Source organism: Nocardia bhagyanarayanae, assembly GCF_006716565.1.
GTDB classification, from domain to species: Bacteria; Actinomycetota; Actinomycetes; order Mycobacteriales; family Mycobacteriaceae; genus Nocardia; species Nocardia bhagyanarayanae.
This window is the reverse complement of the sequence record NZ_VFPG01000001.1, coordinates 4,533,216-4,548,750: the sequence shown is the minus strand read 5'-3', so window position 1 is coordinate 4,548,750 and position 15,535 is coordinate 4,533,216. Positions and strand designations below refer to the sequence as shown.

The window sequence follows — 15,535 nt, the reverse complement described above, 5'->3', positions numbered from 1 at the left end:
TTATCGGACGACGGTGAGCGAGGCGGCCGGGGCGGGTGCGGTGAGCCGGGAACGGCCGAACCGCGGCAGCACCTCCTCGCCGACCCGGTAGGCCTCTTCGAGATGCGGGTTGCCCGCGAGGATGAAGGCGTCGACGCCGAGCTCGACGAGCTGGTCGAGGCGCTCGGCCACCTGCTCGTAGCTGCCGACCAGACCGAACGCGGGACCGCCCCGGATCAGGCTGAAGCCGCACCACACGTTCGGCTGCACCTCCAGATCGCGGTAGCCGGTGATGGTTTCGGGCACCCAGCCGGCGATCCGGGCCGCGCCGACCGAGTCGCCCTGCGCCGCCCGATCTGCCGCCGCGCGGTCGACGAATGCCCAGCCCCGCTCGATCTCGGCCCAGGCCGCCTCCTCGGTGTTCCGGGCGACGATATCGATGCGGACCGCGAATTTCGGTACCCGCCCGAGCTTTTCGGCATGCGCACGGACGCCTTCGAACTTGGCCCGCAAGTCCGCGAAGGGCTCGAGCCAGGACAGGTAGTAATCGGCGTGACGGCCCGCGGCCTGCACCGCGGCGCCGGAGGATCCGGAGAAGTAGACCTCGGGGAACGGCTGCCCGGCCAGACCGGGCGGCAGCGCCGCACCCGCCGTGCGGAAGAACCGGCCGTCGTGGTCGTAGGGCTCGCCGTCCCACACTCCGCGCAACACGTCGAGGAATTCGCTGGTGCGCGCGTAGCGATCGTCGTGGGCGACCTTGTCACCCCACCACAGCTGAGCGGGACCGCCACCGCCACTGATGATGTTGTAGACCAGTCGCCCGCCGGTGGCTCGTTGCAGGCTCGCCGACATCCTGGCCGCCTGCACCGGATGCAGGAAGCCGGGCTGGAAAGCCACCATGAACCGGTAGGTGGTGGTCTCACGGGCCAGCGCCGCCGACACCGCCCACGGATCGTCGGTCACCGGGAACGAGGGCAGCAGCCCGCCGAGGAAGCCCGCCGATTCCGAAGCGCGGGCCACCGCGGCCATGTGGTCGATGTAGCCGTAGTCGTCGAGTTCGCCGTGGCGCACGGCAGGGGCGATATTGCCCGGGCCGTAACCGTTGGCGTGGCCGCGGTTGTAGCGGCGTGGTGTGCGCAAGGAGGCATGATCGCCTTCCATGCCGATGCGCCAATAGACATCGATGGTCATGCCGTGACCTCCTGGGCGGCGAGCGTGCGTCCGGCCGGATCGGCGAGGTGCAGCAAGTGCTCGCCCGCGCGGTGCAGTTCCTCGATGTGCGGGTGCCCGGCGAGCACGACGGTGTCCACGCCGACGGCGATGTAGGTGGACAGCTGCCGTGCCACCTGTTCGTAGCTGCCGACGAGGCCGATCGGCTGCGGATAACCGAACGCGCCGAAGCCCGCCCACCGTCCGTCGCCGAGGTTCAGCGCCGTCGCCTCGTCGGCGGCACGGCCGGTCTCGGCCCATTGCCGCCGCACCCTGGCCCACGCCTCGTCCTCGGACTCCCTGGCGATCACCGGAATCTCCACGCCGATCCGCACCCTCCGGCCCGCGGCCGCCGCGCGGGCGCGCAGGTCCGCGATCGCGGTGGCGGGACCGTCGGGCGTTTCCGCGAAAACGTGCACGTCGCCGTGGCGGGCCGAGAGCTCCAGCGCCGCCGCGGAGGTGCCGGACAGGTGAACCGCCGGGAACGGCAGGCCGGACAGGATGCCGCGGAATCCGCCGTCGATCACGTCGTAGTACGCGCCGTCGAACTCGAATCCGGTGCCCGCGAATCCGGCGCCCGGCACCGTGTTCTCGTTCCAGGCGCCGCGTGCCACGGTCAGGAACTCCGCCGCTCGGGCGTACCGCTCGTCGCCGGTCACGCCGTCACCCCGCGCCGTGGCATCGGCCGCGTCGGTGTCCACGGCGATCCGCCACGCGAGCCTGCCGCGCGAAAGGCGTTGCAGCGTCGCCGACATCTTCGCGGCGTAGACGGGAGTGCCGAAGGCCGGCTGGAATTCGACGACGACCGTGGCGTACCTGGTGGCGCGCAACGCGCCCGCCGCGACGATCCAGGACTCCTCGCCGAGCGGATCGTAGGGCGCGAGCACCCCGTCCAGTCCGGCGAGTTCGGCGGCGTGCACGATCTGGGCCAGGTCGTCGAACGGGCCGTAGCGGCCGGGCCGCACGTCGGTCGCGGGGGTGGACGGCGGCGGACCGGCGAAGCCGCCGCGATTGCGCAGTTCGGGCAGCGCGCGCCGGCCGTCGCCGCGGGTCGGCAGCCGCCACAGGAACTCGGTCATGCGGCCGCCCGCTCGGCGGCGACGAGCTCGCGTGCCCGCTGCAACGGCTCCCTGGCCACCCACGACTCGAGGTCGAAATCGGCGGCGAGGAATCCGTGGGTGTAGAGGAACTGCTTTTGGATACCGAGCAATTCGACGCGTTCGTCCGACAGCGACGGGTGCAGGTCCTTGTGGAAGTCGGCGCCGTAGGCCGCGACGACCCCGTCGGGTCCGGACAGCGTTTCTCGCTGCAGTACCGCGCGGACGCCGTCCAAGTTGTCCTTGGCCCACTCGGCAGCGCGCAGGCTCTGCGCCAGGAATCCGACGACCACCTCGGGGCGCGACTCGAGCAGGTCCGCGTGCACCGTGATGGGCCGAGGAGTGCCGTTGTTGACACGCAGCCGCTTGCTCTCGGTGGCGTCCAGGTCCACCGCGACGCGCAATCCGTGCTCTCGTGCGACCTCTTGCGCCCTCGCGCCCTTGACGTAGATGGCGTCCACCTCGCCGCGCAGCAGCTCCTCGACGCCCCACGTGGTACCGCGCCGCTCGGCCTGAATCGCGGCGCGCACCTGCGGATCACGTTCGACACCGAGTTCGACGACGGTGACATCGGCGAGGCTCAGTCCGGCGAGTCGCAGGGCGCTGGCGAAGCCGTGCAGCGCCATGGCACGGGGAAAGCTGCGCGGCTGATCGGCGGCCCAGGCGGGGATGCCGACCCGCAGACCGGCCAGCCCGGCCGGACCGGCGACGGTCGAGTCGGGTCCGACGAGAACGGCCTGCGCCTCATCGATCCAGGTCAGGCCGATCAGCCGGGTGGGCGAGCCGCCGGCGCGCGCCGCGATCGCGGGCACATTGCCGCCTTCGCGCACCAGCCCGGACAGGTCGTGCTGGAAGTGGTGGCCCGCGAGTTCGGGTCCGGCGTCCTGGAGGACGCCGAACTCCAGGCCCGCCGCGGCGGCGGTCTCCCCGAGCCAGCCGAGACTGTGCGCGAGCCCGCTCGCGGTGGGCACGGGGCAGCGGGTGTACCAGAGGGTTTCGGTCATGAGGCACTCCTGATGGGGCGGCGGCCGGCGCCGCCGACGCCGAGCTCGGTGAGGAATTCGCTTTGATAACGCAGGGTTTCGGGATCCGAGCGCTCGCGCGGGCGCGGCAGGTCGATGTCGGTGTCGACCGCGAAGCGGCCGTTGTTCAGGATGAGGACGCGGTCGGCGAGCCGGATCGCCTCGTCGACGTCGTGGGTCACCATCAGCACCGCGGGCCGATGCTCGGCCACCAGGTCGCCGACCAAGTCCTGCATCTGCAAGCGGGTCAGCGCGTCGAGGGCGGCGAACGGCTCGTCGAGCAGCAGCAGTTCCGGTTCCCGCACCAGGGCCCTGGCCAGTGCGGCGCGCTGTGCTTCGCCACCGGAGAGGGTGGCGGGCCACTGCCCGGCCTTGCCGTCCAGGTGCACCTCGGCGAGGGCGCGCAGCCCCGCCTCGCGGTTCTGCCTGGTGCGGCGCTGGCCGACGATCACGTTGGCCAGCACCCGCTTCGACGGGATCAGCCGCGGCTCCTGGTACACCGTGGTCCGGCGGCCCGGCACCAGCACCTCACCCGCGTCGGGGATCTCGAGTCCGGTGAGCAGGCGCAGCAGCGTGGTCTTCCCGGTGCCGCTCGGCCCGAGCAGCACCACGAACTCGCCGCGGCGGATGGTCAGGTCGACGCCGTCGAGAACGACCTTGTCACCGAACGACTTTCGCAGACCGCTGATCGACACCGCGATCGGATCGCTCATGATTCGGTCGCTCATCGGATCGCCACCTGCTTGCGCCACGGCATCGCGAACCGCTCTACGATCCGCACGATGCCGTCGAAGATCAGCCCGAGCAGCGCGTAGAGCACGACGCACAGCACCATGTAGTCGGTGCGGTTGTATTCCTGCGCCAGCGTCACCAGGTAGCCGACGCCCTCGCGTGTCCCCACCTGTTCGGCCGCGATCAGGCCGGTGATGCTGATCGACAGGCAGACCCGCAGCGCCATCAACACGCCGGGCAGCGCCGACGGCAGTACCACCTCGAGCACCAGCCGCGGACCGGTGAGCCCGAAACCGCGTGCTGCCTCGACCATCTTGCGGTCCACGTTGCGCACGCCCAGGTAGGTGTACGCGTACATCGGCGCCACCGTCGCGATGGCGATGAGCAGCACCTTGTACAGCTCGTCGATGCCGAACCAGGCGATGAACAGCGGAACCAGCGCGAGGAACGGCACGGCGCGCAGGATCTGCATGGTCGAGTCGACCAGTTCCTCGCCGAGCGCCGAGAGCCCGGACAGCAAGCCGAGCACCAGGCCGACCGAGACGCCGAGGGCGACACCGAGCGCGGCACGGACGAACGAGGCCACGGCGAAATCGACCAGCTGTCCGGTCGACAGCAGCTCGGTGAAGGCGGTCCATACCGCGGGCGGTCCGGCGATCACCCGTTCGGAGATCGCACCGGACGCCGAGCCGAGCCACCATGCCGCGACGATGAGCGCGGGGACCAAGAACCGCAGTGGCACCGAAACCCAGGTGGGTCTGCGCCTTTCGACGCGGCCGCGGGGCGCGGTCAGCGCCGAGGCGGGCGCCGGCGCGGCGAGGGTCGGGGTGAGCAAGGCCATCTCAGCTGCCCGCCCGCACGGCCGCCAGCTGGTCCGGGGTCAGCTTCGACTTCAGGTCGTAGAAGATGTCGGCCGCGGTGATCCTGCGGCTGATCACGCCGTTGCCCGCGAAGACGTCGACCACGTCGGCCAGTGCCGCGGCGTCGGCTTCGTTCGGCAGATGTGGGACGGTGACCTCACCGCCGACGCGCAACGCGTCCGCCAGCCGCTGGCCCGAGAGCGCCCGCGGGCCGGTCTGCTCGAAGACGTTCTCGAACTCGGCGGGATTGGCGCGCTGCCGCGCGGTCAGCTCCTGCAGCACTTCGAGGTACTTCGCCGCGATGTCGGGGCGCTCCTCGAGCACCTCGGTGCGGAAGACGACCACCGAGTTGTCCTTGGAGCCGATGCTCTGCTCGGTGGCGATCTCGATGCCGCCGTTCGCCTTGGCCTCCTGATACGGGATCAGGAACGAGGCCCAAGCGTCGACTTTGCCGGTGGCGAAGGCCGACGCGGCCTCCTTCTGCTGCAAGGGCACCCGGGTCACCTTGTCGGCGGGGACGCCCGCCAGGGCCAGTGCCCGCAGCAGGATGTACTCGCCCTTGCCCGCGGGATTGACCGCGACGCGCTTGCCTACCAGATCCTGCACCGACCGAATGCCCGAACCCGGGGCGGCGATGATGCCGCTCTGATCCTTGCCCGCCGGGTCCTGCACCGCCACGATGCGCACGCCGACGTCCTTGGACAGCGCGCCGACGACGGGGCTGAAGGCGGCGCCGGACACATCCAGCTCCTTGGTGTTGAACAGCTTCAAGTTGGAGCTGAATCCCGGTGTGGTGCCGACCCATTCGATCTTCGCGCCCAGCGGAGCCAGCGCGGCGTCGAAGGTGCCGTCGCGCTTGCCGACCGCCAGCGGGCCGGAGTTGCCGGGGTCGGTGACCTTCAGCACGTAGGACGCGCCGGACCCCGCGTCGGTGCCGGAGTCGGAGCCACACGCCGCGACGAGAGCGACGACGGGGGCGATCGCGAATGCGATACGCAAGAGGGCGCGCCTGCGGGACATCGTGGGTGACTCCTGTTCGAAAGTGTCGATCACTGCACTCGCAGAGTAGGGAGTGGCGCGATTCGCGACGAGGTAATCCTTTCCAGGGATCGGAAAGCTTGACAACGGGGCCGCGATGGGCATCACCCCGAAATGACGAGAGGGTCCGCTTGTTCGGGCACCATCGAGGGTTCAGCAGTCAGACCTCTAGGTCTTCTTTTCCATATATCGGAAAGATCAGCGGTTATCCACAAGTCCGCTGTGCTACCGTCGCCTGGTGGAACCCTCCGGTGTACAGACCGTCACGCGCGCCCTGTCCGTACTGGACTGCTTCCGCGGCGGCGAGGAGCGCGGGGTCTCGGAGGTGGCGCGCACCCAGGGGCTGGCGGTCAGCACGACGCACCGGCTGCTCACCGCACTCGTGCAGGCTGGATTCCTGGAGAAGGACGCGGAATCCAGCCGCTACCGGATGGGCCGCGCGCTCGCCGAATACGGGCAGATCGCCTACCGCCAGCACCGGATCTACTTGGCCGAGCCGCATCTCGAGCAGCTCGCCAACACCACCGGCGCCAGCGCCTCGGTCGCCACCCGCCACGACATCCACGCGGTGCTGCTCGGCACCAGCCGGTGGCGGGAGTCCGAGGGCCACCGGCTACAGGGCGTGCGACTACCGCTGCACGCGAGCGCGCTCGGCAAGGCGCTGCTGGCATGGTCGGCGGTCACCGACGACGAATTGCGCGGGCTTCCTTACGAAGAGGGCACCGAACGGTCCGTCTCGAACCCCGCCGAACTGCGCGCCGAGCTGACCCGCACCCGGGACCGCGGCTACGCCTACAACGACGAGGAACTCGACCCCGGCTTCCGCACCATCGGCCTGCCGATCCTCGACCGCGACGGCGGCTGCCGCTTCGCGCTCGGCCTCCGCGGCCCGACGACGCTCATGATCCCGGAACGGGTGCCGTTCTTCGTCGAGCTCGCGAAGGTCACCGCGCAGGAGATCGCGGCCAAATTCGCCACGCCCTGAACAGTTTTCGGGACCGAATGGTTCGGCCCGCGCGGGCAGTCAGGCGACGCGCACTTCCGGGATCGTCTCCATCAGGCGAGCCCAGTCCGGGTACATCTCGAGCTTGCGTTCGTGCATGGCCATGATCTTGGCTCCGAGTTCCGGGTCCATATCGTCGGACACATCCGGGCCGATGGCGAGCTTCGCCAGGTGCGGGATGATGCCGGGATCCCCCGCCAGGTGCACCGGGTCGTGCATGTAGCGCTCCAGCGCCGCGAGGTCGGCGATGCCCACGCAATAGCCGTGCGTATACCCCGCCGCCGGGTCACCGAGGTGCTGCCCCACTGCCCCGAACGACACCGATTCCACCGCCGCCGTGCGTCGCATCGCGGCGAGAACTTCAGCCTTCTGCTCTTCGGACGTTTCGTCGCGGAAGGCGAAACGCAGCAGGTGAACGATCACAACAACCTCCTAGTTTGAACTGGCTAGTTCAAACTAGTGACCCAATGGGTAAGAACACAAGACCTGAACCGATGGGTTCATCGAACTGGTCGCGATAGGCTTCGAGGGTGACGCAAGCCAAGGCCGGGCGCGGCCGGATCGACAAGCGCGAGGCAATTCTGGACGCGGCCTTCACGGTTTTCGCGCGCCGCGGCTACAACCAGGCCTGTGTGCAGGAGATCGCCGACGAGGCCGATGTCGCCAAGCCCACCGTCTACAACCACCTCACCGACAAGGAGACACTCTTCCGCGAGGCCGTCGAAGCCGCCGCCGACGCGGTCGGCGCGCAGTGCCTGGACGCCATCGAGCGTTTGCGTGATCCGGGCGCGGATCTGCCTGCCGCGCTGACCGATTCGGCACGCCGCCTGTTGCGCGTGTGCGCGAGCGAGCACGCCAGAGCTCTCCGTTCGCTGACCTACGCGCAACTCGCCGCGTTTCCCGACCTGGTCGACTCCGTTCAGAGCCGGACCTCCCGCCGGGTGGCCGAGGCGCTCGGTGATCGCTTCGCCCGCCTCATGCTGGCCGGACGCCTCCGCACCACCGATCCGGCGGGGGCCGCCGAACAGTTCCTCGCACTCCTGACCGGCCCCTTGGAATCGCGCTCCCGTCTCGGCGCGCGAAAAGTCCCCGCCGCCGAACTGCGCGCGCTCGCCGACAGTGCGGTCGACACCTTCGTCCGCGCCTACGCGACCCCGGTCGGCGCGCCGGACTTGACCTGAACCTTTGTTCAGGTACCAAGCTGACGGCCATGGATACAACGACGAACGAAGCGCCGGTGGTCGAGGACACGACCGTGGACCACACCGAGGACATCGCAGCGATCAAGCGGTTGGTGGCCGACGTGGAGGAAGGCTTCAACAACAAGGACGCGGAGCTGATGGTCAGCGGCTTCACGGCCAACGCATCGGCGGGGAACGCGGTGGGCATGGTGATCACCGGCCGGGAGGCGCTGCTGGAGGCGGGCCGCAAGGGACTGGCGGGTTTCCTGAAGGACGAGTACGCGCGGTACGAGGTGACCGACATCGTCTTCCTGCGGCCGGATGTGGCCGTCGCGCACAAGGCGGCGCGGGCGATCACCGCGGAGGGCGATCTCATCGATGTGGATCCGGCGATGGTCGCGCTGTACGTCCTGGTGAAGGAGAACGGGCGCTGGTGGACGGCGGCGCGGCACAACACGCTCGTTCCGAAGGCCAATTGAGGCGTCGCCGCAGGTCGGACGGCCACAAAGGAAGAACTACCCCCGAACAGAACAGTCCCCGGTAGTCTCCATCGAATCCTTGGGTTTCAGTCGTCGCTGATAACCCTGGTCTTCGACTGGCTTGCCGGGGGCCTAGCCGGATCTTGGAAGAGTTACCAGTACTTTCTTTGGACGTCTCCGCCGATCGTGTGGCACTCTCCGGTGTTCCGGTGTACAGACTAGTGTCCTCGGTTTTCGCCGCTAGTCAATACCTGGAGACCCTCAATTTCGGAGTATTTTCCCTGCTCACCGCGCCGCTGGAACCCGGAAACGGGAACCGCGCGAACCCATGGCAGACGGCCCGCCGCAGCGGCGACCGCACATCCGGCACCCCGCAGTTCGCACGCCCGTCGAACCGTCGTCGCGCACGAGTGCGCACGCGAAAAATCCGAGAGATCGCAATTCGGAAAAAATTGAAATGCGCTGTGTCCGGAATTTCTCGGCGCACGAGTGCGGCCCGTCCGGTTGTTTTCCGGACGGGCCGCGGTTGTTCGCGGGGTGTGTTCACCCCTCGATTGCTCGCCTCAGGCGTTCGCGCCGATGATCCCGCCGATCACCGCTCCGATGATGCAGCCGGGAATGGCCGGGAGGATGAAGAAGATCGCGCCGATCAATGCGCCGATCACACAGCCGATCGCGATACCGGCGATCGTCGTTCCCGCATCGCCGATGAACGCCAGTTCCGGCTGCGCCGGAGCACTTACCGGAGTCAGCGTCAATTCCGTTGCGCTCGCGTCGATTACCGGCGCGACGCGCACCAGCTGACCCGTCACGGAGTGCAGGGTGGTCGGCACGCTGCCGATCACCGTGCCGTCGGGCGCGTGCACGAGCACCGCGTCCGGCGCGACCTCGAAGGTCCCGGACGCCAAGGTGAGCGTCGCTCCCGAGCGGTCCGGCGCCACCGAAGCGGTGTACTCGACACCACGGTCCACCCCCGCCACCACGCCGCCCGGCGACCCGGTGGCGGTCGCGGTGGCGATTCCGGTGGTCGCGGCAACGGTCAGCACCGCGGCCGCTATCAACTTTTTGATCATGATGAATTCCCATCATCCGGCCGATCCGAATAGTGTGTGCCCCGAGAATCGGCTTTCAGGACATCGATATGATGCGCCTTCCGCACTCTCGATGTCGACAGAATGGCGAAACCGAATCACGTTGCAAGATCAGCGAATCGGCCCAGGAATTGGGGGGTTGCCATTACCGGCCGGTGTATTCGCGCGGGCGCATCCGACAATCATGTGAAACGAAACAACATGCGGCGCAACAAAAACCGAGGCGTCGTTTTGCGGAGGCGTACCAATGGAATTGCGGACCGGGCGGACCCGTAGCACGACCGGGTCCGCCCGCGCGCCGGCTACTACTCGAGTTCCCCTTCGGTCTCCAGATACACCTGGCGCAACCGATCCAGCGTCTCGGCCTCGGGGGCGGACCACATGCCGCGCTCGGCCGCCTCCAGCAGCCGTTCGGTGATGCCGTGCAGCGCCCACGGGTTGGACTGCTCCATGAACTTGCGGTTCACGTCGTCGAAAACGTAACTCTCGGTGAGCTTCTCGTACATCCAGTCGGCGACCACGTCGGTGGTGGCGTCATAGCCGAACAGGTAGTCCACGGTGGCGGCCATCTCGAACGCGCCCTTGTAGCCGTGCCTGCGCATCGCCTCCAGCCAGCGCGGGTTCACCACGCGTGCGCGGAACACGCGAGAGGTCTCCTCGGAAAGGGTCCTGGTGCGCACCGCGTCGGGCCGGGTGCTGTCGCCGATGTAGGCCTCCGGATTCTTGCCGGTGAGCGCGCGTACGGTGGCGACCATGCCGCCGTGGTACTGGAAGTAGTCGTCGGAGTCGGCGATGTCGTGTTCGCGGGTGTCGGTGTTCTTGGCCGCCACCGCGATTCGGCGGTAGGCCGAGCGCATGTCGTCGGCGGCCGGCGCGCCGTCGAGATCACGGCCGTAGGCGTAACCGCCCCACGCGGTGTAGACCTGAGCGAGATCGTCGTCGGTGCGCCAGCTCTTGGAATCGATGAGCTGGAGCAGACCGGCGCCGTAGGTGCCCGGCTTGGAGCCGAAGATGCGGGTGGTGGCGCGGCGGGCGTCGCCGTGCTCGGCCAGATCAGATTCCACGTGCGCGCGAACGTAATTCGACTCCGCGGGCTCGTCCAGCTCGGCCACCAGCCGGACCGCGTCGTCGAGCAGTGCGAGCACGTGCGGGAAGGCGTCGCGGAAGAAACCGCTGATGCGCACCGTCACGTCGATGCGCGGCCTGCCGAGTTCGCCCAGCGGAATCACCTCGAGTGTGGTGACGCGGCGGCTGGCCTCGTCCCACACCGGCCGCACTCCGAGCAGCGCGAGGACCTCAGCGATGTCGTCGCCGGAGGTGCGCATCGCCGAGGTGCCCCACACCGAAAGGCCCACCGAGCGGGGGTATTCGCCGTGGTCGGCGCGATACCGCTCGACCAGCGACTCGGCCATCGCCTGACCGGTCTCCCAGGCCAGCCGCGACGGCACCGCCTTCGGGTCGACCGAGTAGAAGTTGCGGCCGGTCGGCAGGACGTTGATCAGGCCGCGCAGCGGCGAACCGCTCGGGCCCGCCGGGACGAACCCGCCGTCGAGCGCGTGCAGCACCCGCTCGATCTCGACGCCGGTCTGGCGCAGGCGCGGCACCACTTCGGTAGCGGCGAAACGCAAGACGGCCCGCACCGCGCCGGCCGTGCCGGGTTCCGCGCCGCCGACGGCCGCCGCGCCGGAGGGCACGAGGGTGTCGGCGAATTCCGCGACCAGCCCGTCGATCGCGTCCACCGACCAGTCGGCGGCCTGCAGCGCGCCGAGCAGCTCGCGCGCCCGGCCCTCGATCACGTCGACCCGCTCACGCGCCTCGCCGCCGGACTCGTTCAGCCCCAATGCCTCTCGCAGTCCCGGCACCGACACCTCGCCGCCCCACAGCTGCCGGGCGCGCAGCATCGCGAGCACCAGATCGAGTTCGCCGTCGCCCACGGGCGCTTGGCCGAGGACGTGCAGTCCGTCGCGGATCTGCACGTCCTTGATCTCACAGAGCCAGCCGTCGACGTGCAGCAGCATGTCGTCGAAGGACTCCTCGTCCGGGCGTTCGGTGAGTCCCAGGTCGTGGTCCATCTTGGCCGCGCGCATCAGCGTCCAGATCTGCTGGCGGATGGCGGGCAGCTTGGCCGGGTCGAGCGCGGAGATGTTGGCGTGCTCGTCGAGCAGTTGCTCCAATCGCGAGATGTCGCCGTAGCTTTCGGCCCGCGCCATCGGCGGGATCAGGTGATCGACCAGGGTGGCGTGCGCGCGGCGCTTGGCCTGGGTGCCCTCGCCGGGATCGTTGACGAGGAACGGGTAGATCAGCGGCAGGTCGCCCAGCGCCGCGTCGGTGCCGCACGAGGCCGACATGCCGAGCGTCTTGCCCGGCAGCCACTCCAGATTGCCGTGCTTGCCGAGATGCACCATGGCGTCGGCGCCGAAACCGCCCGCCGTCTCCGGCGCGGCCAGCCAGCGGTAGGCGGCCAGATAGTGGTGGCTGGGCGGCAGATCGGGGTCGTGGTAGATGGCGACGGGATTCTCGCCGAAGCCGCGCGGCGGCTGCACCATCAGCACCACGTTGCCGAAACGCAGTGCCGCGATGACGATCTCGCCCTTCGGGTCGGCCGAGCGGTCGACGTACAGCTCGCCGGGCGGCGGACCCCACGCCTCGACGACGGCTGCGCGCAGGTCTTCCGGGAGGGTGTCGAACCACGCGGTGTAGGTGGCGGCGCCGATGCGGATCGGGTTGCCCTCCAACTGTTCGGCGGTCAGCCAGTCCGGATCCTGGCCGCCCGCCGCGATGAGCGCGTGGATCAGGGCGTCGCCGTCCCGCTGGTCCAGGCCGGGAACCTCGCCGGAGTCGCCGAGATCGTAACCGGCGGCGCGCAATTCGGTGAGCAGCCGAATGGCGCTTGCGGGCGTGTCCAGGCCGACGGCGTTGCCGATGCGGGCGTGCTTGGTCGGATAGGCGGACAGCATCACGGCCAGTCGCTTCTCGGCGGCCGGGATGTGACGCAGCCGTGCGTAGCGCGTCGCGATGCCCGCGACCCGGGCGGCCCGCTCCGGATCGGGGACGTAGGTGGACAGGCCGTCGGCGTCGAACTCCTTGAACGAGAACGGCACCGTGATGATGCGGCCGTCGAACTCCGGCACCGCCACCTGGGTCGCCACGTCCAGCGGCGAGAGGCCGTCGTCGTTGTCCTCCCACTGGGCGCGGCCGCTGGTCAGGCACAGACCCTGCAGGATCGGCACGTCCAGTTCGGCGAGTGCGCCGACGTCCCACGCTTCGTCGTCGCCACCCGCCGACGCGGTGGCGGGCTTGGTGCCGCCCGCGGCGAGCACGGTGACGACGAGTGCGTCGGCCTGGCGCAGCGTGTTCAACAGCTCGGGTTCGGCAGTGCGCAGCGAGGCGCAGTACAGCGGCAGCGGTCGCGCGCCCGCGTCCTCGATCGCCGTGCACAGTGCGTCGACGTAGCCGGTGTTGCCCGCGAGATGCTGGGCGCGGTAGTAGATCACCGCGACGGTCGGAACGCCCGCGACGGGCGCCGGATGGCGGGCGTCGCGCTCGAGCTCGCCCCAGCTGGGCAGCTGCACCGGCGGCGCGAAGCCGTGGCCGGTGAGCAGGACCGTGTCGGACAGGAAGTTGTGCAGCTGCCGCAGGTTCTCCGGACCGCCCGCGGCCAGGTAGTTGTGCGCGTCGGCCGCGACGCCGCCGGGCACCGTCGAACATTCCATGAGCTCGGCGTCCGGCGCGATCTCGCCGCCGAGCGCGACCATCGGCACACCGCTGTCGCGGAGCGCGGCGAGCCCGTCCTCCCAGGCGCGCTTGCCGCCGAGGATGCGGACGACGACGAGATCGGCCCCGTCCAGCAGCCCGGGCAGGTCGTCGACCAGCAGGCGGGCGGGGTTGCCGAGCCGGTAGTCCGCGCCGCTGGCGCGCGCGCTGAGCAGATCGGTGTCGGACGTGGACAGCAGCAGGATCACGGGTGACCTTCCTCGGGTGACGCGCCCATCGGGTGTGGTGCTCGCCGGAGAGGGTCTGGCTGTTCACAGTGGCGCGACCGCACCGGAATTGCACCGGTTTCCTCGACGCCCGCCGAGCACGCCGATGCTACCCGGCGGGATGTGGCCCGTCGCACCCCCGGTTCAGGTCAGGTCGGCGTTGCCGTCCACGACCTTGAGCAGATAGTGGAACCGGCTGATGCGCCAGCCCGCCGGGGTGCGCTCGACGCCGAGGTCGTAGCTGCCGACGAAGGTGCGGGTCTTGCCGTTGGCCGCGTCGTTCTTCACGTGCACCGCGATGGAGTCCGCGTGCACGTCGGCCGTGTCGCCGTCGCGATCGATCAGGTAGTTGCCCGCCTGGTGGTGGACCGCGTCGAGGTCGCCGAGCCCCGCGCGCCAGTCGGCGACGATGTCCGCGGCCGGGCGCAGGGTGGCCGGTTCGCCGAAGCCGCCGTCGAAATCGACCGTCGGGGCGAACACGTCGAGCAGGTCGTCCCAGCGCTTCTGGTCGCAGTAGACGAACAGGCGGGTGGCAAGGTCGATGATCGCCGAACGATCTGCGACATCGGAGAAATCGGTCATGTCCGCCACCCTATCGATGGAGCGGGTCTCGGCGCTCGGCGAACTCCGGCGCCGCGCATGGGTTCGCGCCGAGCTCGCGCACGTAGGCTGAAGGAGCTATGACCCGAACCGCCCCCGATTCCTGCCCCGGCGTGCTGCGTCTGCATCAGGCCGCCGACGGACCGCTCGCGCGCATCCGGGTGCCGGGCGGACGGCTCACCTCGGACCAGGTGCTCGCCCTGGCGGCCGCGGCGAGCGAACTCGGTGACGGCGCGATCGAACTGACCTCCCGCGGCAATCTTCAGCTGCGGCAGGTGCGCGACGCCGTGGCGCTCACCGAGCGCTTGACCGCCGCGGGTCTGCTGCCGAGCCGGACCCACGAACGCGTGCGGAACATCGTCGCCTCGCCGCTGTCCGGACGGGTCGGCGGGCCGGCGGACGTGCGGGGGCTGGTGGGCGATCTCGACACCCGGCTGTGCGCGACGCCCCGGTTGGCGGACTTGCCGGGGCGGGTGCTGTTCACGCTCGACGACGGACGCGGCGATGTCAGCGGTCTGGACGGGGACATCGGCGTCCATGCCGTCGGTCCCGACGAGTTCGCGCTGCTGCTGGCCGGGGTCGATACCGGCGTTCGCGTCACCGGGGCCGAGGCGGTCGATGTCGTGCTGGCCGCTGCCGAGAGTTTTCTCGAGGTGAGTTCGGGACAATGGCGGCTGCACGAGGTCCCGGACGGTCCGGCCAGGATCGTGGCGTCGCTGGGCCTGACGCCCGGCACGAAGCGCGTGGAAATCGCTGCCGCCCAGGACGTTCCGATCGGCTGGCTGGATCAGGACGACGGCCTGGTCGCGCTCGGCGCGGGCGTCCGGCTCGGCGCGCTCGACGCGCGGCTCGCCGAGTTCGTCGCGGCGGTGGAACGCCCGGTGATCATCACGCCGTGGCGCGGCCTGGTCATCGCGGACCTCGCGGAGTGGGCCGCCGAGCAGGTGGTGCGCGTGCTCGCTCCGATGGGCTTGATCTTCGACGCCGCGTCACCGTGGCTGCACGTCAGCGCGTGCGCCGGTCAGCCGGGTTGCGCGAAGGCGCTGACCGACGTGCGCGCCGATGTGACCGCGGCCGTCGAATCCGGGCGCGTCCTGCCGGAGGGAGCGTCGGCCGAGACCGGGCACCTCGTTCCCGCCGAGGAAGTCACGGTCGGCGGACGTCAGCACTGGTCCGGCTGCGACCGCCGCTGTGGCAGACCCCGCGGCGAGGTCACCGACGTGGTGGCGACGCCCGACGGCTACCGCGTCGACTGAGCACGCGG

General features: G+C 69.8%; 14 protein-coding genes. 4 read left to right on the top strand and 10 right to left on the bottom strand.

The features are described 5' to 3' along the window. The 6 genes from FB390_RS19605 to FB390_RS19580 are packed head-to-tail and all read right to left on the bottom strand — an operon-like array spanning position 1 to position 5,919. On the bottom strand, positions 1–1,170 hold the full coding sequence (locus FB390_RS19605; protein ID WP_141810236.1) for an LLM class flavin-dependent oxidoreductase: 1,170 nt from the start codon (positions 1,168–1,170) through the stop codon (positions 1–3). After that, positions 1,167–2,267 carry an LLM class flavin-dependent oxidoreductase gene (locus FB390_RS19600; RefSeq protein ID WP_141810235.1) on the bottom strand — a complete coding sequence of 367 codons (1,101 nt, stop codon included), beginning with the start codon at positions 2,265–2,267 and terminating at the stop codon, positions 1,167–1,169. The genes FB390_RS19605 and FB390_RS19600 overlap by 4 nt, the downstream gene beginning before the upstream one ends. Beyond that, positions 2,264–3,289 (bottom strand): ABC transporter substrate-binding protein, encoded by a 1,026-nt coding sequence (locus tag FB390_RS19595; RefSeq protein WP_141810234.1) that lies wholly within the window; start codon positions 3,287–3,289, stop codon positions 2,264–2,266. Before FB390_RS19595 ends, FB390_RS19600 begins: the two co-directional genes overlap by 4 nt. Then, positions 3,286–4,035 carry an ABC transporter ATP-binding protein gene (locus tag FB390_RS19590; protein WP_141810233.1) on the bottom strand — a complete coding sequence of 250 codons (750 nt, stop codon included), beginning with the start codon at positions 4,033–4,035 and terminating at the stop codon, positions 3,286–3,288. Before FB390_RS19590 ends, FB390_RS19595 begins: the two co-directional genes overlap by 4 nt. After that, entirely contained in the window at positions 4,032–4,880 is an 849-nt protein-coding gene (locus FB390_RS19585) for an ABC transporter permease (protein ID WP_141810232.1), read from the bottom strand. The genes FB390_RS19590 and FB390_RS19585 overlap by 4 nt, the downstream gene beginning before the upstream one ends. A 1-nt stretch (position 4,881) precedes the next feature. Beyond that, complete coding sequence (locus FB390_RS19580) at positions 4,882–5,919, bottom strand: NrtA/SsuA/CpmA family ABC transporter substrate-binding protein (RefSeq protein WP_141811897.1); 1,038 nt, start codon at positions 5,917–5,919, stop codon at positions 4,882–4,884. A gap of 256 nt (positions 5,920–6,175) precedes the next feature. Between FB390_RS19580 and FB390_RS19575 the strand changes: the two genes are divergently transcribed. Next, positions 6,176–6,922: an IclR family transcriptional regulator gene (locus FB390_RS19575; RefSeq protein ID WP_141810231.1), complete on the top strand. Its 747-nt coding sequence runs from the start codon at positions 6,176–6,178 to the stop codon at positions 6,920–6,922. Between the two features lie 39 nt (positions 6,923–6,961). On the opposite strand, the gene FB390_RS19570 is transcribed toward FB390_RS19575, so the two are convergent. Beyond that, on the bottom strand, positions 6,962–7,363 hold the full coding sequence (locus FB390_RS19570; RefSeq protein ID WP_141810230.1) for a Dabb family protein: 402 nt from the start codon (positions 7,361–7,363) through the stop codon (positions 6,962–6,964). A gap of 107 nt (positions 7,364–7,470) precedes the next feature. Between FB390_RS19570 and FB390_RS19565 the strand changes: the two genes are divergently transcribed. Both FB390_RS19565 and FB390_RS19560 read left to right on the top strand, forming a co-directional pair. Then, the gene (locus FB390_RS19565) at positions 7,471–8,121 is read left to right on the top strand and encodes a TetR/AcrR family transcriptional regulator (RefSeq protein WP_141810229.1); all 651 of its coding nucleotides are present in this window, start codon (positions 7,471–7,473) and stop codon (positions 8,119–8,121) included. A 29-nt stretch (positions 8,122–8,150) separates the two neighbouring features. Continuing rightward, entirely contained in the window at positions 8,151–8,600 is a 450-nt protein-coding gene (locus FB390_RS19560) for an SgcJ/EcaC family oxidoreductase (protein WP_141810228.1), read from the top strand. A gap of 563 nt (positions 8,601–9,163) precedes the next feature. Here FB390_RS19560 and FB390_RS19555 read toward each other — a convergent pair. The 3 genes from FB390_RS19555 to FB390_RS19545 form a co-directional block, all read right to left on the bottom strand. Continuing rightward, complete coding sequence (locus FB390_RS19555; protein ID WP_246124106.1) at positions 9,164–9,673, bottom strand: DUF8020 domain-containing protein; 510 nt, start codon at positions 9,671–9,673, stop codon at positions 9,164–9,166. 323 nt (positions 9,674–9,996) lie between these two features. Continuing rightward, positions 9,997–13,653, bottom strand: a complete 3,657-nt coding sequence (gene cobN, locus FB390_RS19550; RefSeq protein ID WP_141810226.1) for a cobaltochelatase subunit CobN — start codon at positions 13,651–13,653, stop codon at positions 9,997–9,999. A 162-nt stretch (positions 13,654–13,815) separates the two neighbouring features. Beyond that, positions 13,816–14,253, bottom strand: a complete 438-nt coding sequence (locus FB390_RS19545) for a nuclear transport factor 2 family protein (RefSeq protein WP_141810225.1) — start codon at positions 14,251–14,253, stop codon at positions 13,816–13,818. 98 nt (positions 14,254–14,351) lie between these two features. On the opposite strand from FB390_RS19545, the gene cobG reads away from it, so the two are divergent. Beyond that, positions 14,352–15,527: a precorrin-3B synthase gene (cobG, locus tag FB390_RS19540; protein ID WP_141810224.1), complete on the top strand. Its 1,176-nt coding sequence runs from the start codon at positions 14,352–14,354 to the stop codon at positions 15,525–15,527. The last annotated feature ends 8 nt before the right edge of the window (positions 15,528–15,535 follow it).

Bases quoted from the DNA above. Each gene is read 5' to 3' on its own strand.
- FB390_RS19605 (WP_141810236.1), bottom strand. From the start codon at position 1,170: ATGACCATCGATGTCTATTGGCGCATCGGCATGGAAGGCGATCATGCC.
- FB390_RS19600 (WP_141810235.1), bottom strand. From the start codon at position 2,267: ATGACCGAGTTCCTGTGGCGGCTGCCGACCCGCGGCGACGGCCGGCGC.
- FB390_RS19595 (WP_141810234.1), bottom strand. From the start codon at position 3,289: ATGACCGAAACCCTCTGGTACACCCGCTGCCCCGTGCCCACCGCGAGC.
- FB390_RS19590 (WP_141810233.1), bottom strand. From the start codon at position 4,035: ATGAGCGACCGAATCATGAGCGATCCGATCGCGGTGTCGATCAGCGGT.
- FB390_RS19585 (WP_141810232.1), bottom strand. From the start codon at position 4,880: ATGGCCTTGCTCACCCCGACCCTCGCCGCGCCGGCGCCCGCCTCGGCG.
- FB390_RS19580 (WP_141811897.1), bottom strand. From the start codon at position 5,919: ATGTCCCGCAGGCGCGCCCTCTTGCGTATCGCATTCGCGATCGCCCCC.
- FB390_RS19560 (WP_141810228.1), top strand. From the start codon at position 8,151: ATGGATACAACGACGAACGAAGCGCCGGTGGTCGAGGACACGACCGTG.
- FB390_RS19555 (WP_246124106.1), bottom strand. From the start codon at position 9,673: ATGATCAAAAAGTTGATAGCGGCCGCGGTGCTGACCGTTGCCGCGACC.
- FB390_RS19545 (WP_141810225.1), bottom strand. From the start codon at position 14,253: ATGACCGATTTCTCCGATGTCGCAGATCGTTCGGCGATCATCGACCTT.
- cobG (WP_141810224.1), top strand. From the start codon at position 14,352: ATGACCCGAACCGCCCCCGATTCCTGCCCCGGCGTGCTGCGTCTGCAT.